Origin of the sequence: Rahnella aceris (genome assembly GCF_011684115.1) — a bacterium.
Classification (GTDB): Bacteria; Pseudomonadota; Gammaproteobacteria; order Enterobacterales; family Enterobacteriaceae; genus Rahnella; species Rahnella aceris.
In genome coordinates, this window is the sequence record NZ_JAADJV010000003.1 from 75,072 (window position 1) to 96,296 (window position 21,225).

The following is a 21,225-nucleotide window of genomic DNA, read 5'->3' on the forward strand; positions in this document are numbered from 1 at the left end:
TTACTCTACCTCCAGATAATGCCTGAGTGTCATCCGCAGGTCAGGCGTTAATTCTTTGATGTTATTCAGCATCCAGCGCAGGTACATCGGGTCGTCTTCGGCGATTTCAGCAATTTTTCTGCCGCGATATTTCCCAAACATCATGGTGCTCACCAGCGCAGGGCGGCCGGTAATGGTCACCATTTCTTCCGGTGTCCAGCCGGATTCATCCATGATGCGGATAAGTAACGCGGCGGTGATGTAGCAGTCAAACAGCGCGCGGTGATGATGCAGATCCGCAGGCGTTGCCACGTCCAGCTTGAGGGATTTGTAGAGCGCCATGTTGCTGTATTTGATCCCCGGCCATAAACGGCGGGAAAGTTTCACGGTGCAAATCCAGTCACCCGGCATATCGGGTAGCATGCGCTGGTCAAAGCTGGCGTTATGGGCCACATAATATTGGCTGCCGTGATAACGTGGAATGATCTCTTCAATCCACGGTTTGTCGGCCACCATGGCCTCGGTAATTTTGTGGATGGCCATTGCCTGATGGCTTATCGGCCGGTCGGGGCGCACCAGATCACTCATCGGGTTGACGATTTTCCCGTCTTCAATGTCGACCGAAGCCACTTCAACCACGCCGCCTTGTAATCCACAAGTTTCCGTATCAATAACGCGCAACATATTCCACTCCGACTGGTCAGCAAACACCTTCTAAAAACGTTAGCCTAACGGATTGACTTCCTCGTGCCCACTTTTCTCATCACAAAGTAAAGGCCGCAATATCCCCCTACATCCCATCCGTCTATTTCCTGTACAGATCACACTTCCCCTCACTTTCGTGAAAATGCTCACATTCCGTCGTGCAGATGCCCAAATCTACCGGCAAATTTTCGGCTTTTAGCCGTGGAAATGCGTCACCAAACTGGCTAAGTTCAATAATGAAACGCTATTTTATTATTGTTGGATTGCGGTTTTAAAGAAGTGTGAGTGTGCTCACACTGCTGAATGGACGCGCAATGATGAAGCGCTCTGAAGGGCGTTAACTCTCTCAGTAATGGCAGGTATCGCTGTGAAAATAAGTTCTGTTGAAGTCTCTGTTTTTACTTATCCGACCCGTCGCGTTTCTGACAGCGCGGGTCATTCTCATCCGGGTGAAGAAAGTCAGGCGAAAATGGCCATGTTAACGATCACCACTGACGAAGGTGATTGCGGATATTCGTTCGCACCGCCGGAAGTGGTGCGTCCGCATGTGGTGAACGCATTTTTCAGGAAAGTGCTGATAGGTCAGAATCCGTTCGACCGCGAACGCCTCTGGCAGGATCTGGTTCACTGGCAACGTGGCAGTGCGCATCAGCTGACCGAGCGGGCACTGTCGTTTGTCGAGCAGGCATTGTGGGATCTTATTGGCCGCAAACTCAATATGCCGGTGCACAAACTGCTGGGCGGTTTTCGCGAAAAAGTCCCGGCTTACGGCAGCACCATGTGTGGCGACGAACTGAAGGGCGGGCTGTCGACGCCGGACGAATTCGGGCAGTTTGCCGAAAAACTGGTGGCCCGCGGTTATCAGGCTATCAAGCTGCACACCTGGATGCCGCCGGTGGCGTTCGCGCCGGATCCGAAAATGGACATCAAAGCCTGTGCCGCCGTGCGTGAAGCGGTCGGGCCGGATATCGAACTGATGCTCGACGGCTATCACTGGTACAGCCGCAGTCAGGCGCTGACCATCGGTAAGGCGCTGGAAAAACTCAACTTCGCCTGGTTCGAGGAACCGATGGAAGAAGAGAGCATGGCTTCTTATGCCTGGCTGGCGGAAAACCTGTCTATCGACGTGATCGGGCCGGAAAGTCTGGGTGGCAAGCACCACAGCCGTGCGGACTGGGTGAAGGCCGGTGCCTGCGACATTTTACGCGCCGGTGCCAACGGCGTCGGCGGCATCTCGCCGTGCATGAAAGTCGCCAGTCTGGCGGAAGCTTTTGGGATGGACTGCGAAGTGCACGGCAACGGCGCGGCGAGTCTGGCGGTGGTCGGCGCCATCCGCAACTGTCGCTGGTACGAACGCGGCCTGCTGCATCCGTTCCTGGAATACGACGAACCTGCTGCATACCTGAACAGCATTGTTGACCCGATGGATGAACACGGCTTTGTTCATCTTTCTGACCGCCCCGGCCTCGGAGAGGACATTAATTTTGATTACATAGAAACCCATACCGTCAGCCGCGACTGACCTGCGGGCAGAAAAATAATAAACCTCTGACTCTACCCGGAAGGTACATCATGAACTCTGGCAAACCGTGGGGCGCATGGCTTTTCGCGCTCCTGCTGATGACGGCTGGCTGGACGGCGCAGGCAAAAACGCCGCCCGACCAGCTGATCATCGGCATGAACATGAATAACCTGTTAACACTCGATCCGGCAGCGATGACCGGCAATGATATTGTCGGCATCGTGGTCAATCTCTATGACCCGCTGATTGAGCTTGATCCGCAACAACTCACCAACGTGCGCCCCGCACTGGCGACCTCGTGGGAGGTCAACGACGCCCGCAACCTCATCACGTTTCATCTGCGCGAAGGCGTGAAATTCCACTCCGGCAATCCGGTGACTGCTGACGATGTGGTGTGGTCGATGCGCCGCATTCTGCATCTCAATCTGGCACAGGCCTCGGTGTGGAAATCCTACGGATTCAGCAAAAAGAATGTCGATGAGATGGTGCGTTCGCCGTCTCCCGGTATCGTCGAAATTCAGTTACCCAAACCCAATGATCCGAAACTGGTGATCTACTCGCTGGCGGCGCTCGGCAGCGTGGTGGCGCTGGACAGCAAAACCGTGCAGGCCCATGAAGTGAATGGCGACTGGGGTAACCGCTGGCTGACCACCAACGAAGCCGGTTCCGGGCCATTTCGTCTCGATAGCTGGCAGGCGAAAGATGTGCTGAACATGAGTCGCAATCCGCAGTACTGGCGCGGTGAACCGAAACTGTCGCGCGTGGTATTCCGTCATTTTCAGGAATCCCAGACGCTGCGCCTGATGATTGAAAAAGGCGATCTGGATATTGCCAATAACATGGCGGTGTCCGATGTGAAAGCGCTGAGCCACGACCCGGCCATGCAGGTCGATCAGGTGAAAAAAGGCACCATTTATTACGTGGCGATGAGCATGAAAGAGCCGCATTTCGCTAACCCGAAAGTACGCGAAGCGGTGCGCTATCTGATTGATTACCAGGGTATCGGCAAGGCGCTGATGGACGGTTATGGCATCGTGCATCAGCGTCCTATCCAGGTCGGTATGCCTGCCACGTTGCCGGATCCGGGTTATAAGCTGGATATCCCGCGTGCCAGAACTTTGCTGGCGGAAGCCGGTTATCCCAACGGTTTTGATACTACGCTGCGGGTACTGGCCGATCAGCCTTTCCTCAATATCGCGATTGCGGTGCAGTCCACGCTGATGCAGGCGGGGATCCGCGCCAAAATCGTTACCGGTACCGGCAACCAGATTTACGGCGCGATGCGTGAACGCAAGTTCGACATGCTGGTCGGGCGCGGCGGCAGCGGCGTGGAACCCCATCCGCATTCCAGCCTGCGTGCGCTGGTCTACAACCCGGATAACAACGATGCGGCACGGCTGACCAATTTTCAGGGCTGGCGCACCGGTTTCTATGACAAACAGCTGAATGCGGATATCGATCAGGCGCTGCTGGAACGTGACCCGGAGAAACAAAAGCAGGATTACTTCGCCATTCAGCAACGCTACGACGCGCTGATCCCGGCGCTGGTGCCGCTCTCGCAAATGGTTGATTCCATTGTGGTGCGCAGGGACGTCAAAAACTACCTGCCGCATCCTTCTGCCACCACGTTCCTGCGTGACGTCTGGAAAGACGAACCTGCTGACGTGCAGCCAACCGGAGGTAAAGGGTTATGACCATGCAAATTCCGGCTCCTGCTTCAAAGCAAACGGCGCGGATGTCATTCCCTGCCGGGCGCATCGGCAAACGTCTGGTGCAGGTAGCGGTCACGCTGTTCGGACTGCTGCTGCTGACGTTTTTTATCGGCCGCGTGATGCCGGTGGATCCGGTGCTGGCGATTGTCGGACCGGACGCCGACCACAGCACCTATGAGCAGGTTTACCATCAGCTCGGCTTTGATAAACCGCTGTGGACGCAGTTCGGTATTTACCTTTCCGGGCTGGCGCATGGCGATTTGGGCAATGCGCTGCTGACCGGTAAACCGGTGACGCAGGACATTCTGCGCGTGTTCCCGGCCACCATGGAACTGGCGACGCTGGCGATCATTCTCGGTGCGGGCGTCGGCATTCCGCTCGGTGTGCTGGCGGCGGCAAAACGCAACAGCATCGCGGATTATGTGGTGCGCATCATCAGCCTGGCGGGTTATTCCACCCCGATATTCTGGGTCGGCATGATGGGCTTGCTGGTGTTTTACGCCTGGCTGGGCTGGGTCGGCGGTGCCGGGCGGCTGGATTTCAGCCTCGACGGACAGGTTACCCGCCACAGCGGTTTTATGCTGATCGACGCACTGATCGCAGGCAACGGGGAAGTGTTTCGCAACGCGCTTAATCATCTGATTTTACCCGCGGCACTGCTCGGTTTTCACTCGCTGGCCTACATCAGCCGCATGACCCGCAGTTTTATGCTGGCGCAGCTTTCGCAGGAATTTATCATCACCGCCCGCGTGAAAGGGCTGAGCGAATGGCATGTGCTGTGGAATCACGCGTTCCGCAACATTCTGGTTCAGTTGCTGACCGTGGTGGCGCTGGCATACGGCTCGCTGCTGGAAGGCGCGGTGCTGATCGAAACGGTGTTTTCCTGGCCGGGCTTCGGTTCGTATCTCACCAGCAGCCTGATGCTGGGCGATATGAATGCGGTGATGGGCTGCGTGCTGGTGGTGGGTATGATTTTCGTGGTGCTGAATTTGCTCTCTGACCTGCTGTATCAGGTCTTTGATCCGAGGACAAAAGTATGACGATTTCCCTTGATTCCGTCACGCTCAGCGCGGGCGACGAAAAACGTCAGCGCGTGAAAAGGGCGTTTGGCCGGGCGGGCCATTTTCTGTGGCAGATGGCGTGTAATCCGCTGACCGCCATCGGTGGCGCGATTGTTCTGGTGCTGATGATTGTGGCGGTTTTTGCGCCGTGGATCGCACCGTTTCATCCGCTGGTGCAGGATTTAAACAATGCGCTCAGCCCGCCGTCGGCGGCGCACTGGTTCGGCACTGACGAGTTTGGCCGCGATATCTTCAGCCGTCTGGTGTATGGCTCGCGTATCACGCTGTATATCGTGTTGCTGGTGTCGGTTACCGTCGGGCCGCTCGGTTTGCTGCTTGGCGTTACCGCCGGTTATTTCGGCGGGAAAACCGACATGGTGCTGATGCGCGTCACTGACATCTTCATCTCGTTCCCGAGTCTGGTGCTGGCGCTGGCATTTGTCGCGGCACTCGGGCCGGGGCTGGAACATGTGGTGATCGCCATTACGCTCACCGCCTGGCCACCGATTGCGCGTCTGGCGCGGGCCGAAACGCTCTCGCTGCGACAGGCTGACTTTATCTCAGCGGTACGTTTGCAGGGCGCGAGTCCGCTGCGGGTGTTGTGGCGTCACATTGTGCCGCTGTGCCTGCCGTCGGTGATCATCCGTATCACCATGAATATGGCGGGGATTATCCTGACCGCAGCCGGTCTGGGTTTCCTCGGGCTTGGCGCCCAGCCGCCGGATCCGGAGTGGGGCGCAATGATATCCAGCGGCCGTACGTACATGATGGAGTGCTGGTGGGTGGCGACTATTCCCGGTCTGGCGATCCTGATTAACAGCCTGGCGTTCAACTTTTTAGGAGATGGCCTTCGTGACATTCTCGATCCCCGAAATGACTGACGCTCCGGCGTTACTCGATGTGCAGGATTTGCACGTCAGCTTTGTGAATGGCCGTCAGGTCACGCAGGCAGTACGCGGCGTGTCTTTCCAGCTCGGGCGCGAAAAACTGGCGATAGTCGGTGAATCCGGATCGGGTAAATCCACCGTGGGGCGTGCGCTGCTGCATCTGCATCCGTCGAAAGCGCGTATCACCGCCAGCAAAATGCAGTTCGCCGATGTGGATTTGCTGCACGCCAGCCCGGCGCAGATGCGACAGGTGCGCGGTAAGCGGATTTCAATGATTATGCAGGACCCGAAATATTCGCTGAATCCGGTGCTGTGCGTCGGCGATCAGATTGCCGAAGCGTGGCGCTCGCACCACAAATGTTCCTATAACGATGCTAAAAGCAAAGTGCTGAACATGCTCGACGTGGTGCGTATCCGCGAACCTGAACGTGTATACGGCCTGTATCCGCACGAGATTTCCGGCGGACAGGGGCAGCGCATCATGATCGCGATGATGCTGATCACTGACCCGGAAATGGTGATTGCCGATGAGCCGACCTCGGCGCTTGATGTGTCCGTGCGTTTGCAGGTGCTGGCGCTGCTTGATGACCTGGTGAAAACCCGCGGTCTGGGGCTGATATTTATCAGTCACGACATCAATCTGGTGCGCAGTTTCTGCGACCGCGTGCTGGTGATGTACGCCGGGCGCATTGTCGAATCCATTGCCGCAACCGATCTGGATAACGCGCAGCATCCGTACACCCGTGGTCTGCTGAACGCGTTGCCGGACATGGATAACCGCCGTTATCCGCTGCCGGTGATGCAACGTCAGGCCAGCTGGCTGACCGATTAAGGAGCACGTATGCCACAGAAAACGATGATAGACGTGCGCAACCTGAACCTGAGTTTCGGTGAGGGCGCGAAGACCACGCAGGTGCTGACCGATGTCAATATCGCTGTGCGTGAAGGCGAGATTTTCGGGCTGGTGGGCGAATCCGGCTCAGGCAAAACCACGGTGCTGAAATGCCTGGCGGGATTGTTTACTCACTGGAAGGGCGAGCTGGAAATCGACGGCCAGCAGCTTGAGCACCGCATTGGCCGCGAGCGTTGCAGACTGGTACAGATGGTGTTTCAGGATCCGTATGGTTCACTTCATCCGCGCCACACCATTGGCGATATTCTGGAAGAACCGTTGCAAATCCACCGTATCGACCAGCGGGAGCAGCGGATTAACACCATTCTGGAGAAAGTGGGTCTGAACCGCGCATTCCGCAGCCGCTATCCGCATCAGCTTTCCGGCGGTCAGCGCCAGCGCGTGGCGATTGCGCGGGCGCTGATCCTTAAACCGCGTGTTCTGCTGCTCGATGAACCCACGTCTGCGCTGGATGTTTCCGTGCAGGCGGAAATACTTAATTTGCTGTTCGATCTTCAAAAAGAGGAAGGGTTGACGTATCTGATGGTGACACACGATCTGGGGGTTATCGCCCATCTTTGCCAGCGTGTTGCAGTAATGAAATACGGCAAAATCCTCGAAACGCTGGACACTGATGCCTTGCTGCGCGGCGATATCCGGGATGATTACACCCGTGTGCTGGTCGATGCCAGCCGTGACTACAGCCGGGAAATGGCGGCAAAAGTGATGCTATAGGAAGGATAAAAGGCCACTGTAGCGGCAGTGATGCAGCGGCCTTTTTACCTCTTATCCCTGATCCTGCCCAGTTTCATCGTCACCTGCTCCGGCATTTTATCCAGATTATCTTCCCGCAATCCCAGCACCACGTTGTAACCCGCGAACAGAGTGCGATCGCCCAGACGCGGCAGCGGTGCGCATCTTTCCCCGTGCGGGTAAACGCTATCTCATAGCGCAGAATATCGCTGATAGCCTCGCTGCCGCTGCCGCTGCCGCTGCCGCTGCCGCTGCCGCTGCCGCTGCCGCTGCCGCTGCCGCTGCCGCTGCCGCTGCCGCTGCCGCTGCCGCTGCCGCTGCCGCTGAACCTGAGCACCGAAATATCGATGCCGGGCTGCTGAGATTCAAGTCTTTTAAGACGTAGCTGATAATGGTTGTGGACCGGTAATTTACTGCCTGCAATAATATATTCCTGAATGCTCATTTTTAATTCCCTTTGACACAACGCAGCATATGGCCGGTTAATCGACACCCTGTTTACTGGTTATGAAATGAATCCATTGTGTTTCGTTAACATAATGCCAGATAAGTGCCGGCGCAGCGGCTCAGAATTGAACGGTAGTGTATGAGTGGATTGAGGGATGTAGTTCAGGGTTGACAGAATGGCGGAAGCTGTTTAATTTCGTTGATACTATCAACTAACAGAGTTAAAAATGACGGCCATTCATTCGATTCGCACCGAGCTGCGTTACCTTGTCAGGGAGCTCGGGTTGCTGGATAAAAACTGTTTTCGCTCGGGTTTATCTCTTACGCAGGCGCATCTGCTGACCTATCTTTCAAAGAACGGCGTGACGTCTTTTGCTGAGTTATGCCTGCAACTGAGCATGGATAAGGCCTCGCTAAGCCGTACGCTGAACGTGCTGGCCGGAAAAAATTATGTTGAACCGGTCACCGGAGAGAGAGACAAGCGGCAAAAAAGTTTTCAGCTGACGACGGCAGGTGCGCAGTGTTTAGCCGCGGCTGATGCTTCGGCGGATAATGAATTTTCATTTGTTCAAAATGCAATGGAATTACAGCAAGCGCAGGAAATAATTAATGGGTTACGTGCGTTGAGAATAAATACTTTCCGGCGGAATGCCGCACGTCATCCGCAAAGAATACAAATTGAAATTATGCGCAGTAATTACCTTCCCGAAGTGACAAAACTCTTAATGGAGACTTTTTCGCAGGAACAGAATATTCCGCAGGCGCTTATTCTGTTACCCGCAGAGCTTAAAACTAAATGCTGGATAGTTCGCTCGGGAGAATATGTTCTGGGCACTGTCGCCTGCTGGCAGGAAAATAACGAATGGCACTGGGGAAGGTTTGCCGTTAATCCTTGTTATCGCGGGATGGGCATCGGCAGGCAACTGGCGCGGGTTTCCCTGACGGAGATGCTTGAAGAAACAGATAACGTGATAATGGAGGCGCGGGATTCCACGGTCAGGATCATCAGCGAGCTGGGTGGAAAAATCACCGGGCCCACCCGTGATTTCTACGGCATGCCCATCACCCCGATGCATCTGAAAAAAGAAGATTTTGAGCACGTAACAGAACAGCGAAAAAATACACGCCTGACCGGAGATTGTCATGAGGCGAAATTGAGTCCGGCCGGTCATCAGGGCGGCAGTACCGTCAGATTGGCGCGAAAATAATGATTCAGGTAACAGTTCAGCCAGCCCTGACGGTTTTTTTCCAGCGCAAACTGCTCATCGTCACCGCCATCACGGACAGCAGCGCCAGCGCACCGGCAGGCGCGAGCACACTCCACGGGGCGCGTTCAATATACGGCATCCCTTCCGCCAGCACGCGTCCCCATTCCGGGGCGGGCGGGGATTCGCCAAGCCCGAGAAAACCTAATGATGCCAGCGCCAGCGCGATGCCCGGTAAACGCAGCAGGGCGTGGCGCAACAGCGGACCTGCCAGCGCAGGAAACACATAAAATACATTACGGCGCAATGCACCCACGCCAATGACCGCAAGCATCTGCATGTATGGCCTTGCGCGGATTTCGGCCACCAGCGCGGCGGTATGTGCTGCCAGCGGCGCCCAGCTTACGGCGGTGACGGCAATCGCCGCGCCGGTGGCGGTTGGGCCATTGATGGCAGCGATCACCAGCCCGGCAATGACCGGCGGCAGTGCGTTAGTGACTTCAATCGGGCCGGTCATAGCACGGGGAAAAGCACCGGTAATCACGCCTGCGAGCAGGCAAATCAGTGAAACACTCAGTGCCTGCAAACAGGTGCTGAATGTGCCACGCGCCACGCGGGCGAGAAGGTCACGACCCATCGCGTCAGCGCCAAACGGCAAAGCGAAAGAGGGGGATTGCAGGCGCAAATACTCTGATGTCAGCGGGTCGCGCGGCAAACCGGCGAGAACCATAACGACCAGAACGCTCAGACAAAGCCACGGCAGCCATGCCCGCTGTTTCTCGGGCGTGGCATCGGGTTGCGGAACCGGCACCGCACCCAATGACAACGCACGTCCCAGTAATATCCGCCGCATGCCGCCCGTCAGCATGCCGATGGCGGAGGCCAGCAGCAGCAGGATCAGCACGCCGGTTTGTAACGCCGGTAAATCTCCCGCCGCCGCCGCGCCCAGCGTAGCGCGCCCCAGGCCGGGGATGGCGAAGACTTTTTCCACCGCGATTGCACCGCCGGTCAGCGACACCAGCACCAGTCCGGTTAACGGCATTACCCCGGGCAATGCGCGGCGGATAATGGCCAGTGCGGTATGGCGGCGCGAAATGCCCAGCACGCTCCAGGTGGTCAGCCAGCTTTCATTAAAGACACCGCTGAGGGCATCGGAATACAGCCGCCCGAGATAGCCACCCGCCGGAATGCCCAGCGCCAGCGCAGGCAGCACAGCGTAATACCAGCCGGACCAGCCATAAGGCGGGAAAAATTTCAGCCAGACAGCGCCGGTAATCAGCAGCACCGACGCCAGTAAAAACTCGGGCAGCGCGGTCAGCAGTGCGGCCAGAAAACCGGCCGGGCGTGCCGTGCCGCCCTGCAAGCCACGAATCATCGTGCCCGCGCATAACAGCAGTGCAATCAGAAACGCCACGCCAGCGGAAACCGCCATCAGCGTCAGTGAAACGCCGGTGGCCCGCAACATGCCGGGTAAAACCGGCATGCCGGATACCCAGGAAATTCCCGCGTCACCCCGCAACAAACCGGCCAGCCAGTGGGTCAGTGCATGCCACGGCCCCTGATCTAACCCCAGAGTAAGGCGGATCGCATTGAGCGTTTCTGCCGTGGCTTCCTGCTCACCGGATTTTGCGCGCAGCAAGGTCAGTGCCGGATCACTGCCCGACAGCCACGGCAACAGGCCGATCAATACCACGATGGCGGCCAGCGTCAGCAAGCGCGAAATCAGCGGTATCCACGCGCCGCCGGTCTGGCTCATGCGAACACGGCTGACGGCCATGCAGGTGCGGCAATACAGAGATTCACTCATCAGTCGGCCTGAACCGCACGTTGTGTCGCGGCATTGATTAATGTGCGTTCACGCGGGTCGCGCACTGCATCACGAATATCCGCTGCTTCGCCCTGAATCACCCGTTCATGCAACATTGGAATGGCGGCATCCGTGGCGAGGATCAGGTTTTCAGCCTGCATGATCGCCTGGCGGCGTTCAGCGCCAGCCGGAATAACGGCAGCCTTTTGCAGCGCCTGATCGATGTCAGGGCGGCAAAGCTGCGCAATGTTAAACGACCCTTTGCAGGCAAAATCGCTGTACATATAGGCCACCGGGTCGCCGGAATCCAGCACCGTCGCACGGGATAAAATAAAGGCATCGAACTTGCCTGCCAGCGCGTCAGATTCGATTTGTGAGTATTCGCGCACTACCTGTGTCACGGTAAAACCGGCGGCCTTCAGTTGTTGCGCAAGATACACCGCCACCTCCGGCAGTTCAGCGCGGTCACTGAATGTCGCTAACGTGATGGTTTCACCGGCCGGTTTACGGGCAGCTACCGGATGGCTCACCGGCTGGCGCAGTTGTGCTGCCCAGGGGAGTGCCGGGCCGAGCAGACCCTGCGCCACATCTGCGCGTTTTTCGTAGACATTATCCACCAGTTGCTGACGGTTAATCGCCTCGCGAACGGCGGCACGCAGCGCCGGATCCTGCATGACACCGAGGCGCGTATTGAGATACAGCGTGTTGGTGCGCGGCATCGGCACCTCGTGGATTAAGTTCTGATCGAGCAGCGGGGCCTGAGACACGGGAATGGCTTCGACAATATCCGCCGTGCCGCTGCGTAATGCCGCGCCGCGTGCGGTGCCGTCCGGCACGAAACTGACATCAATGCCGCTGGCTTTGGCCTTTTTACCCCAGTAACCGGCGAAACGTTCAAGCCGGGCGCTGCTGGTGCCATTCACCTGCACCAGTTTAAACGGGCCGGAACCGGTATGGCGTGGATCGACCACGCCGCTGGCGCTGTAGGCTTTTTGTGAAAGAATCGCCAGTTGCGGGCTGGACAGACGCTGCGGCAGCAACGGATCCGGCAGTGCGGTGGTCACAATCACCGCCAGTGCGCCGTCAGCCACGGCGGTCAGTTGCACGCCATCCAGAATGCGCGGTTTCGGCGCGGCATGTGCGGCGACGGTCAGTGCATTCACCACTGTGGCGGCATCAAGCGGGCTGCCGTCGTGGAATTTCACACCGGCACGCAGCGCGAAACGCCAGCTGTGATTACCGATTTTCTGCCAGCGGATGGCCAGCGCCGGTTGCGCTTCGCCGAGCTTATCGAGCGTCACCAGCGTCTCTGCTGTACTCCAGCGTGAGAGTTTAAATGCATCGTCGCTGAGCGGCGTCAGACCGGAACGCGGCGGCTGTAACATCGCCAGCCGCAGGCGTGGATCCGCGCTTTTTTCCGGGGTTTTATCGGCTTCACTGAAGCAACCGGTCAGTAAAAGGGCAGCAGAAAGCAGCCCGGCCAGCGGGCTTACACGTAACAGAGACATCAGAAGTTCCTTGTCAGATTGCAGGAGGGGGCAACTGGCGGCAGATTCGCCACATCGCCAGCGCGCTTAAAAAGGGAACGGCGGCCAGCGCCAGCCACGGAATCACTGCGCCCGGAGACGGTGTCAGGGCGTTATCGAGCAGGCCGCCGAGCAGGAAATTGCCCGCGAGCACCGCAGCGCCGCCCATCGACGACAGCGCACCATAATGCGCACCGAGATTATGTTGCCCGGCAAAGCGCGGAATGAGATCCATCCCGACCGGCACAATCAGCATCTGGCCGACAGTCAGCAGGGTAATCAGTAATACGGAAGGCAGCAGCCGCAGCCAGCCTTCCGGCGGTATTGTCCAGGCGAAAAGCGCCACGGCGATAAACGCGGAAGACAGCAATCCGAAGCCCGCAGGTAAAATCCGCGCCGCGCCTATCCGGCGGGAAAAACGCGCCAGCGGCATTTGCAGAACGATCACCAGAACCGAGGCCAGCACGAACAGCGGCCCGAGGTCCTGCTCGCTGCCGCCCGAACGGCGCAGCTCCACCGGCAGCGCCAGATACAACTGGTTGTAGCTGAACAGATAAGCGCTGTAGGCAATAATAAAGGCCACAAAACGCGGCTGACGGAAAGTCTGCCACCACGGCACAATTTTCAGTTCAGCGGCACGTTCCGGCGTGGCGGGCAGCGTGAAAAACAACACCACCAGCGCAATCAGAAACAGACCGGAGCCGGCCAGCGCCACCGGCTGAAAACCGTAACCGGACAGCAGCGATCCGAGCAATGGCCCCAGCACCGCACCCAGTTCCGCGCAGACCGCCGAGAGCGCGAACCATTCTGCCCGGCTGCGTTTTCCGGCTTTCTCGCTGTGCGTTCCTGCCTGTGCCAGCAGCGCTTCGATCGAAGGGGAAAACAGTGCGCCGCCGATGCCGGTCAGACAGGCGCCGAGAATCACCGGTGCCAGTGTGTCGGAAAGCCCGAGCAGCAGAAAACCGGTGATACGCACCACGCAGCCCAGCAGAATGATGACCCGTGCGCCGTAGCGGTCAGACAGTGCCCCGCCGAGCAAAAACATGCCCTGTTGCGAGAATGTCCGCAAACCCAGCACCAGCCCGATCGCCCAGCCGGAAAGCAATAAGTCGTCGCGCAGAAAAATCGCCAGGAACGGCACGACGGCATAAAAGCCAATGTTAAATACCAGATTGCTGGCGAGCAGCAGCGGTGGTTTTGGCGCAGAAGCGCGGGCAATGGAACGGGTCAGCATCCGGTTATCCGTTAACGGTCAAAGGTAAATGAGGAATGGCCTGCAGCAGTTGCCGGGTATGCGTATGGTCCGGGGCGCGCAAAATATCCTGTGTGGCGCGGTCTTCCACAATTTTGCCGCCGTGCATTACCAGCAACCGGTCGCATAGCCCGGCCACCATCGAGATATCGTGCGTGACCATCAGCAGGCCCATGCCATTTTGCTGCGTCACCTGTTGCAGCAGTTGTTTGATCTGCCCGCGCAGGGGAAGATCCAGCCCGCTCACCGGCTCGTCGGCCACCAGAAATTGCGGGCGGATCGCCAGCGCACGGGCAATCGCTAGCCGCTGCGCCTGCCCGCCGGAGAGTCCGGCTGCCGTACGCCCTATCAACGTTTCGTTCAGGCAGACCTGCGCCATCACGTCAGTCACGCGCAGACGGATATTGCCGCTAAACCCGAGGCGTTTCAGCGGTTCGGCAATAATCTGATAAACGGTCTGAGCCGGTGGCAGCGAACCGGCCGGATCCTGCGGAATGTACTGCACGCGCTGCCGGTATGCGCGCAGAGACCGTGCAGAGCCGGGGCGAATTTTAACACCGGCGCAATATACTTCACCGCTGTCGGGAGATTCAAGCGCCAGCAAGATTTTCAGCAGGGAGGATTTTCCGCAGCCGGACGCGCCGACCAGCCCGAGCGTTTCGTGGGGGCCGATACGCAGCGACAGATGCTCAAAAAGCGCAGCGTGCTGCCTGCGCCAGCCGGAACGCGGCAGGGCGAAATGGCGGCTGACGTTATGCAGATGCAGAAACGGTTCGGTGGCCAGATGCAGTGAAGACTCCATCAGACGGCAACCCCGCGCAGCGACGCGGCATTCTGATGCAGCGCGGCGGCCTGTCTTGCAGCGTGAACCAGTTTTCTGGAATAAGGATGTTGCGGATGACGGAGTAACTGCGCCATACCGGCAGATTCCACCAGCACGCCGTTTTCCATCACCAGTGCGCGCTCGCATAGCTGCGCGGCGACGGCAATATCATGGGTGATAAACAGCAGCGCCCGGGGTGATTGCGGGCGGGTGCAGACGTTATGCATGACCTGTAAAACCTGTTGCTGGGTCAGCACGTCGAGCGCGGTGGTCGGTTCATCCGCCACCAGCAGCGAAGAAGAGGATTGCATCGCCAGCGCCAGGCACAAACGCTGGCGCTGACCGCCGGAAAGTTCTGCCGGATAACGGGTGGAAAATTGCGCAATATCGGCCAGCCCGACGGCATCCAGCATCGTGCAGATTTCGTCTTCGCTGGCGGCGGGCAGGGCGAGACGTAGCTGTTTTCCGAGCGTCATCAGCGGGTTCAGTGCGGTGGAAGAATCCTGAAAAACCGTGGCGACGCGGCTGGCAGCACAACGTGAAACCGGATGTATGCCGCGCACTTCGACGCTATTCACCCGAATGCTGCCGCCGTGTATCGCGCCCGCAGGCGGCGTGCCGGTGATGGCTTTGGCAGTCAGTGATTTACCGGAGCCGGAAGCACCAAGCAGACAAACCCGTTCGCCCGCACTGACGCTGAAACTCAGTCCGCTGACGCGTTCTTCACCTGCGAGCCGCACTGTCAGCCCTTCCACCGCGAGAACCGGTTCAGTATTTTGCGTCCTGTTGTATGTCATTCCCTAAACCTGTTCATCGCTGCGACTGTTTTGATATGTGATAACATAACAAAATGTGTCAATTTAATGCAAAAGGTTTTGTGATTTTCTCTGTGCTATTTGCCGGTGCAACTGTGTGCAGCACCCTTTCAGGCAGCGAAATGATGAGTTCGCCGCTGTCGTAGCCGGGACATGATGAAGCAAAGCTGGCAGGAACAATCAGATGATGCGAGATGAATTAACATCTCTCATCATCCTCATGTGACGACATTGAATATCTATTTGATCTGCGAGAAGTGCGGGGAACGCCAGTGCAATTTAGGGGTTAAAAAGCATTGTGGCTGTGCGATGGGGTGTTCATTCATCAGATCACTGATCATGCTGAAGCAGTGCATGGCCAGCTCCCCGCAGTCCTGAGCGACGGTATCAATTTTCACGGACAGCGAGTCGTAAAGATAGTGATCGTCAAAACTGCAAAGATGGATATCACTCTCAAGCAATTGATGCTGACTCATATAGCGCAGAACCCCTTCCATCAAACCGCAGGAGGCCACGAAAAGCGCTTTGGGTGGACGCCCAAGCCGGGCACACAGCTGCGCAAACATTTCGTAGCCGGAGCTCGGGTGGTAGTTGCCGTACACAATCCAGTCGGGGTCGAGACTGACACCTGCCCGCTGCAGGCCAAGCTGATAGCCTGCGAGGCGATCGCGGGTCGGAGAAATTCGCGGCTGGCCGCCGATAAAATAAAACTCGTCCCGCTGAATTTTCGCTATCCGCGAAACCAGTTCTGCTGAAGATTCGATGGCTTCACAGACAACAATAGGGAGCTGCGTGTCCTGCATATGACGGTCAAACAAAACGACGGGGACTTGCTGGCTGATTTTTACGTATTCCGCATCGCTGAGCATGCTGGACGCCACAATCAGGCCATCGACCTGACGCTGGATGAGATTATTGACCACCATGGTTTCCTGGCTGGTATTTTCATCCGTACAGGCAATCAGCAGCTGCATGCCGTTCTCACGACACAGTGTTTCAAGTTCGTTAGAACAGGCAGCAAAACCGTAGTTGGTCATTTCCGGCACCACCAGCCCCAGGGTGAAACTGCGGCTGACATTCAGCGAGCGGGCGTGAATGCTCGGCTGATAATGATGTTCAGCCGCCACGGCGAGCACCCGATCCCGGGTAGGATCGGAGATACGAAACTTCTTGCTGTGCCCGTTGAGTACCTGGCTGGCAGTCGATTTCGATACGCCAGCCAGTTCGGCTATGCCACTGATAGTGATGCGTTTGGTCTTTTTCACTGCGCCATATTCTGTTGTCCGGAAAGACATTTATTCTATCACGCATTCCGCCAACGACCAGTGGCGCAGCGTAATCTGATGAGAACCCTGCAAGTTCAATTGTGCTGGTAAAACAGGGAAATAGCGTGCGGACATCACCGCTTCTCCGTCATTAATGAAAATTTCAAGGCTTGATGCATCGCTTAACACCGTCAGCTTACGTAACTGCCCCTGCCAGACACGGTATTCAGGCACACCCGTACGCCGGTTTTTACGGCTTAAACGCAGCCATTCTCCGTCGAAGCTGAGGGTCATATCACCACCAAAATCGGCGATGAAGGGGTGCTCAGTGACAATCTCTGTCTCGGCGTGGGTGATGTCCAGAGGCAGGCAATAGTCCGCAATCCCTTGCCATGTCTGCTCGTCACGACGAAGTTGTTGCAGTTCACGGGCCGGTTTCTGGATGATTTTTCCCGCGACCAGTGTCAGTTCGCGCGGGCAGGTCAGGGTATGCAGCCAGCCGTTTTGTATCGTTGGCTGGAAAAATTCATCGCCGTCCGGGATCCCCATCCACCCAATCAGCAGGCGTCGCCCGTCATCCGTCTGTGTGGTTTGCGGTGCATAAAATTCGAACCCCAGATCCAGCTCAGCGAAATCGCCGTGCGTAAACGTGGCATTGGCGTAATCCAGTTGTCCGACAAAATAACCCGACTGGAAGGTATTCAGATAACGGTCAGATTCCGCCGCTAAACCTTGCGGGCAGCAAATCAGAATGTCGTTTTCGGCCAGCCGGAATAAGTCCGGGCACTCCCACATGTAACCGAACTCACCCAGCCCGTGTAAACCTGAACCGGCAATTTCGCCGAGCAGATCCCACGCGGATAAATCGTCAGATCGCAGCAATAACACTTTGCCCTGAAGGCTGAGATCCTGAGCGCCCAGCACCATGTACCAGTGTTTGTCATGCCACCAGACTTTCGGATCACGCACATGTCCGGTATAGCCTTGCGGCAGGTTGAATACCGGCCCGGTTTTATCAAACTCACCCTCAGCATTTTCGCGCGCCAGACACTGAAACGCCGTGCGGCTGCCATCGGGATATTTCACGTTGCCGGTGTAAATCAGCGTCAGTTGGCCGTTGTCTGTTACGGCTGAGCCGGAATAACAGCCGTGGGTTTCGTATTCTTCTGACGGCGCCAGCGCCAGTGGTTCATGCTGCCAGTGAAGTAAATCTGCTGAACTCCAGTGCCCCCAGAACTTGGCACCGTGCGCGCAGGCCAGCGGGTTCCATTGATAGAACAAATGGAATCGACCGTTATGCTGGATAAAGCCATTAGGGTCATTGAGCAGCCCGACCGGCGGCGCGAGATGCCAGCCGGGTCGATAAGGATCTGCCGCCGCTCTGACCTGACCGGCCACCACACTGCGCAGCGCTTTTTTCAGCAAACTGACTTCTGTCATTTTTCACTCTCCGTGTTGTATTTCAGCAGCAATGACAACAGGAATGCGCTGCCGAAGGCAATCACCAGACCAATCAGGTAGCTGAGAATCGAACTGGACTGCACGATGGCCAGCCCCGGAATACCGGTCAGGCCAACCGCCGTCATATTGACGTGCATCGCAACCACCCAGGCGCCGCCAAGCGCACCGCCGACCAGAGCGGCGAGAAACGGTTTCATGAAGCGCAGGTTGATACCAAAAATTGCCGCTTCCGTTATGCCCAACATCGCGGAGAATGCTGAAGGCACGGCAATGGCTTTAATTTTCGCATCACGCGTTTTGAAATAGACCGCAAGACAGGCTCCCCCCTGTGCAACATTCGCCATCGACCAGATAGGCAGCAGGAAATTCACCCCGATATTCGGGTTCCCCAGCAAACCGGCCTCAATCGCATGGAAGCTGTGGTGAATACCGGTGATCACGATAACCGAATACAATCCGCCAAACACCAGACCTGCCACCCAACCGGCATGGGTAATTAACGTGCTGAGAATAAAGGAGATACCGTCCCCGAGCGCACGACCCGCAGGGCCGATGATCAGGAAAGCGATAAAACCGGAAATGATGACCGTCAGGAAAGGCGTCAGGATCAGATCCAGTGCATCAGGGATCACTTTGCGCAGGCGTTTTTCGATGAAGCTCATAAACCAGACCGCCAGCAAAACCGGGAATACCGTGCCCTGATAACCGATCATCGCAATTTCGATACCAAAGAAATTCATGGTATGGAAACCACTGGCAACGCCCCAGGCGTTAGTCAGTGCCGGGTGAGTCAGAATGCCGCCCAGTGTTGCACCCAGGAACGGATTACCGCCAAATTCGCGCGCGGCAGTGAAACCAATCAGGATCGGCAGAATGATAAATGCCGCCGAGCTGAACATATCGAGCATGATAAAAATCGCGCTCTCAGGGTTGGCCCAGCCGTAGGTTTTCACCATGCCGAGCAGCCCCATCAGCAGGCCGGATGCGACAATCGCCGGAATAATCGGCACAAAGATATTCGACAGCACGCGCGCGAGTCGCTGGAAGGGATTGAGTTTTCGCGCCGCAATATCGGCGGCTTCGGATTTGCTCGATTCGCTGATACCGGCCACTTTAATAAACTCGGCGTACACCTTGTTCACCAGTCCCGTACCAAAAATGATCTGAATCTGTCCGGCGTTGCTGAAACAGCCTTTTACGCCTTCCACTTTTTCGATAGCACTTTTGTTGATCAGACTGTCGTCTGCCAGCACCAGGCGCAGACGTGTGGCGCAGTGTGCCGCGCTGGCAATATTGTCCTTCCCACCCAACAGCGGAAGCAGCTCAGTCGCGATTGCATTGATGTTCATAGAATCCCTTAATTTGTCATTACCGTTAACACCCGGTCAGACCGGGTGCTTTTTTTTTTAAATCAAACCCTGCCGTTTAGAACCAGGTTTCCATCTGGATGCCGAAATTCCACTGTCCGCCCGCTGTAAAGCCATCAGTACCAAATGAATCACTGGAGGAATAACTGTCGAGTTCTTTGCTCCAGTCCATGTAGGTGGCAAAGAAGCGGATTTCAGGGCGGCTCAGCATGTTGCTGATATCGCCCACTTTGAAGGTTGGTGCGAAGGTCAGTTTGTAGAAACCGCCTTTCACTTTGTTGTAATCGCTGTAACCCTGCGGATTGAGATCCATATACTGATAGCTGCCTTCATACGCCAGCTCGAAGTTCTCGGTAATTTGCTGAATCAGCCGGGTGTTGAAGGTCAGCCATTTATAGTCATCGCCGGAGACATAACGGTCTTTGCTCTGCTGAGCCAGAACAGCCGGAGCAATACTCCAGTTTTTGCTGATCGGTGTGATGCCGTAGGTTGCCAGACGTAGTGTACTGGCATCGTCAGTCAGATGTCCGTCAGAGCCCAGTGCTTTCACCTCCGCCCCCAGTCCGTGACCGTAAAGCAGCGCGGTTTTGGATGACCCTTCACGCAGACCATAGAAACTGTCGCCGTGGTACGCCAGCATGGTATGGAAGCCGGTATCCGCCGCATTAGTGATCCCATTTGTGCCGCTATTTTCGCGATCCTGATTGTTTTTGGCACGCAACCCGCTCAGCATCCACTGGAAAGGCCCGGCATAGTTGTTGGCTGTGACAATGTAATTTTCGATGCGGGTATCATCGTTGTTATCGTCTTCAAGATCGTCAAAGTTTCTTCCGTAAAGCGAGAAGTTACTTTTCAGGTTATCTCCCCATTTGACGTCATAGATCCCGCCGCCGGTCCCCGCCAGGAAGATGATGTCGGAATCGAGCCAGTGAATGTCGAAATTATCGCGGTCAAAGCGTTTACCCGCCCACAGCGTGGAATCTTTCCACGGACCGGTGAACGTCGGCAGCGAGCCGAGTTCAACAAAGGCCTGACGGATATTTAAATCGCTGGTCGCGCCGGTCCAGTCGTTGTAGCTGCGCTGACCGTCAGCCAGCATGACTTTGTAGCGGGAAGTCGCGCCGCTGGCCATTGTCTGGTTATGCTCCAGATTCAGCTCAACGTAGGTGTTGTTTTCATTGCCAAGACGCCCGACTGCACCGCCGGTTTGTCCGGCAGGCGTCACGTACGGGCCGCTTTCCGTGGAGGTCGCCGAGTCATTCATGATCACGCCGGAACGGGCATATCCCGTGAATTTAAACCCGCTGTTATCACTGCTGTTTTTATTGTTATCAGCGGCTAACGTTTCAGTGCGTTTAGCCACATCGGCAGTTTGCTGCTGGGTGATTTCAGCCGTCTTCGCCACCTGACGGGTTTGCTGTTCGTTGCTGGCGGTGCGAGTTTCGAGTTGCTTAACCTGCTGTTCTGCCTGCGTAGCACGGGCTTCGGCCTTAGCGGCGCGGCTTTCGGCGAGTTGTAGTCGTTTTTCCATCGCCGCAAAGCGCGCTTCAATCGCACTGGCGGAGATATCGGCACCCTGGGCCGCAGAAGAAAGAATAAGTCCAATAGCAACAGCAAGATAGCGAGGTTTCATCATCATTTTTATCCCTTCAGAGGAAGTTTAATTATTATGGGAAAACCATTTTGCTAAATTGCTAAACTGGTTTTCCTGAGCACAATAAACACCCGTTATGTATTTACGCAACG

17 protein-coding genes and 1 pseudogene are annotated in these 21,225 nt (G+C 56.6%); 7 read left to right on the forward strand and 11 right to left on the reverse strand.

Going from position 1 to position 21,225, the window contains the following annotated elements:
- A complete protein-coding gene (gene exoX / locus GW591_RS15860) occupies positions 1–663 on the reverse strand; it encodes an exodeoxyribonuclease X (protein WP_013578051.1) in 663 nt (220 codons plus the stop codon).
- A gap of 388 nt (positions 664–1,051) precedes the next feature.
- On the opposite strand from exoX, the gene GW591_RS15865 reads away from it, so the two are divergent.
- From GW591_RS15865 to GW591_RS15890, 6 genes are read left to right on the forward strand one after another with little or no spacing between them, the layout of a single operon-like run.
- Positions 1,052–2,206, forward strand: coding sequence for a mandelate racemase family protein (locus tag GW591_RS15865; RefSeq protein WP_037033211.1), 1,155 nt, complete (start codon positions 1,052–1,054; stop codon positions 2,204–2,206).
- A 50-nt stretch (positions 2,207–2,256) separates the two neighbouring features.
- Positions 2,257–3,900: an ABC transporter substrate-binding protein gene (locus GW591_RS15870; RefSeq protein WP_404814849.1), complete on the forward strand. Its 1,644-nt coding sequence runs from the start codon at positions 2,257–2,259 to the stop codon at positions 3,898–3,900.
- 41 nt (positions 3,901–3,941) lie between these two features.
- A complete protein-coding gene (locus GW591_RS15875; protein WP_119262445.1) occupies positions 3,942–4,958 on the forward strand; it encodes an ABC transporter permease in 1,017 nt (338 codons plus the stop codon).
- Positions 4,955–5,860 carry an ABC transporter permease gene (locus GW591_RS15880; protein ID WP_013578055.1) on the forward strand — a complete coding sequence of 302 codons (906 nt, stop codon included), beginning with the start codon at positions 4,955–4,957 and terminating at the stop codon, positions 5,858–5,860. Before GW591_RS15875 ends, GW591_RS15880 begins: the two co-directional genes overlap by 4 nt.
- Entirely contained in the window at positions 5,832–6,698 is an 867-nt protein-coding gene (locus GW591_RS15885) for an ABC transporter ATP-binding protein (RefSeq protein WP_112151589.1), read from the forward strand. The genes GW591_RS15880 and GW591_RS15885 overlap by 29 nt, the downstream gene beginning before the upstream one ends.
- A 24-nt stretch (positions 6,699–6,722) precedes the next feature.
- A complete protein-coding gene (locus GW591_RS15890; RefSeq protein ID WP_037033214.1) occupies positions 6,723–7,493 on the forward strand; it encodes an ABC transporter ATP-binding protein in 771 nt (256 codons plus the stop codon).
- Positions 7,494–7,537: 44 nt separating this feature from the next.
- On the opposite strand, the pseudogene GW591_RS15895 reads toward GW591_RS15890, so the two are convergent.
- Positions 7,538–7,672 (reverse strand): annotated as a pseudogene (locus GW591_RS15895) (type VI secretion system baseplate subunit TssG); the annotation flags it as partial.
- A gap of 513 nt (positions 7,673–8,185) precedes the next feature.
- Here GW591_RS15895 and GW591_RS15905 point away from each other — a divergent pair.
- Positions 8,186–9,166 carry a bifunctional helix-turn-helix transcriptional regulator/GNAT family N-acetyltransferase gene (locus GW591_RS15905; RefSeq protein ID WP_153375195.1) on the forward strand — a complete coding sequence of 327 codons (981 nt, stop codon included), beginning with the start codon at positions 8,186–8,188 and terminating at the stop codon, positions 9,164–9,166.
- Positions 9,167–9,182: 16 nt separating this feature from the next.
- Here GW591_RS15905 and GW591_RS15910 read toward each other — a convergent pair whose 3' ends face one another.
- The 9 genes from GW591_RS15910 to GW591_RS15950 all read right to left on the reverse strand — a co-directional run bounded on the left by GW591_RS15910 (position 9,183) and on the right by GW591_RS15950 (position 21,118).
- Positions 9,183–10,970: an ABC transporter permease subunit gene (locus GW591_RS15910; RefSeq protein ID WP_166860956.1), complete on the reverse strand. Its 1,788-nt coding sequence runs from the start codon at positions 10,968–10,970 to the stop codon at positions 9,183–9,185.
- Positions 10,970–12,478, reverse strand: coding sequence for an ABC transporter substrate-binding protein (locus GW591_RS15915; protein ID WP_166860958.1), 1,509 nt, complete (start codon positions 12,476–12,478; stop codon positions 10,970–10,972). Before GW591_RS15915 ends, GW591_RS15910 begins: the two co-directional genes overlap by 1 nt.
- A gap of 13 nt (positions 12,479–12,491) precedes the next feature.
- On the reverse strand, positions 12,492–13,730 hold the full coding sequence (locus GW591_RS15920; RefSeq protein WP_013578072.1) for an MDR family MFS transporter: 1,239 nt from the start codon (positions 13,728–13,730) through the stop codon (positions 12,492–12,494).
- 4 nt (positions 13,731–13,734) lie between these two features.
- The gene (locus tag GW591_RS15925) at positions 13,735–14,550 is read right to left on the reverse strand and encodes an ABC transporter ATP-binding protein (protein ID WP_166860960.1); all 816 of its coding nucleotides are present in this window, start codon (positions 14,548–14,550) and stop codon (positions 13,735–13,737) included.
- Positions 14,550–15,368: an ATP-binding cassette domain-containing protein gene (locus GW591_RS15930; protein ID WP_166860962.1), complete on the reverse strand. Its 819-nt coding sequence runs from the start codon at positions 15,366–15,368 to the stop codon at positions 14,550–14,552. Before GW591_RS15930 ends, GW591_RS15925 begins: the two co-directional genes overlap by 1 nt.
- A gap of 257 nt (positions 15,369–15,625) precedes the next feature.
- Positions 15,626–16,681: a LacI family DNA-binding transcriptional regulator gene (locus tag GW591_RS15935; RefSeq protein ID WP_013578075.1), complete on the reverse strand. Its 1,056-nt coding sequence runs from the start codon at positions 16,679–16,681 to the stop codon at positions 15,626–15,628.
- Complete coding sequence (locus GW591_RS15940; RefSeq protein WP_153375203.1) at positions 16,682–18,091, reverse strand: sucrose-6-phosphate hydrolase; 1,410 nt, start codon at positions 18,089–18,091, stop codon at positions 16,682–16,684.
- The gene (locus GW591_RS15945) at positions 18,088–19,461 is read right to left on the reverse strand and encodes a sucrose-specific PTS transporter subunit IIBC (RefSeq protein ID WP_013578077.1); all 1,374 of its coding nucleotides are present in this window, start codon (positions 19,459–19,461) and stop codon (positions 18,088–18,090) included. Before GW591_RS15945 ends, GW591_RS15940 begins: the two co-directional genes overlap by 4 nt.
- Positions 19,462–19,537: 76 nt before the next feature.
- Positions 19,538–21,118, reverse strand: a complete 1,581-nt coding sequence (locus GW591_RS15950) for a carbohydrate porin (protein ID WP_119262343.1) — start codon at positions 21,116–21,118, stop codon at positions 19,538–19,540.
- Between the last annotated feature and the right edge of the window lie 107 nt (positions 21,119–21,225).

Bases quoted from the DNA above. Each gene is read 5' to 3' on its own strand.
- exoX (WP_013578051.1), bottom strand. From the start codon at position 663: ATGTTGCGCGTTATTGATACGGAAACTTGTGGATTACAAGGCGGCGTG.
- GW591_RS15870 (WP_404814849.1), top strand. From the start codon at position 2,257: ATGAACTCTGGCAAACCGTGGGGCGCATGGCTTTTCGCGCTCCTGCTG.
- GW591_RS15875 (WP_119262445.1), top strand. From the start codon at position 3,942: ATGTCATTCCCTGCCGGGCGCATCGGCAAACGTCTGGTGCAGGTAGCG.
- GW591_RS15880 (WP_013578055.1), top strand. From the start codon at position 4,955: ATGACGATTTCCCTTGATTCCGTCACGCTCAGCGCGGGCGACGAAAAA.
- GW591_RS15890 (WP_037033214.1), top strand. From the start codon at position 6,723: ATGATAGACGTGCGCAACCTGAACCTGAGTTTCGGTGAGGGCGCGAAG.
- GW591_RS15905 (WP_153375195.1), top strand. From the start codon at position 8,186: ATGACGGCCATTCATTCGATTCGCACCGAGCTGCGTTACCTTGTCAGG.
- GW591_RS15910 (WP_166860956.1), bottom strand. From the start codon at position 10,970: ATGAGTGAATCTCTGTATTGCCGCACCTGCATGGCCGTCAGCCGTGTT.
- GW591_RS15915 (WP_166860958.1), bottom strand. From the start codon at position 12,478: ATGTCTCTGTTACGTGTAAGCCCGCTGGCCGGGCTGCTTTCTGCTGCC.
- GW591_RS15920 (WP_013578072.1), bottom strand. From the start codon at position 13,730: ATGCTGACCCGTTCCATTGCCCGCGCTTCTGCGCCAAAACCACCGCTG.
- GW591_RS15925 (WP_166860960.1), bottom strand. From the start codon at position 14,550: ATGGAGTCTTCACTGCATCTGGCCACCGAACCGTTTCTGCATCTGCAT.
- GW591_RS15930 (WP_166860962.1), bottom strand. From the start codon at position 15,368: ATGACATACAACAGGACGCAAAATACTGAACCGGTTCTCGCGGTGGAA.
- GW591_RS15935 (WP_013578075.1), bottom strand. From the start codon at position 16,681: ATGTCTTTCCGGACAACAGAATATGGCGCAGTGAAAAAGACCAAACGC.
- GW591_RS15940 (WP_153375203.1), bottom strand. From the start codon at position 18,091: ATGACAGAAGTCAGTTTGCTGAAAAAAGCGCTGCGCAGTGTGGTGGCC.
- GW591_RS15945 (WP_013578077.1), bottom strand. From the start codon at position 19,461: ATGAACATCAATGCAATCGCGACTGAGCTGCTTCCGCTGTTGGGTGGG.
- GW591_RS15950 (WP_119262343.1), bottom strand. From the start codon at position 21,118: ATGATGATGAAACCTCGCTATCTTGCTGTTGCTATTGGACTTATTCTT.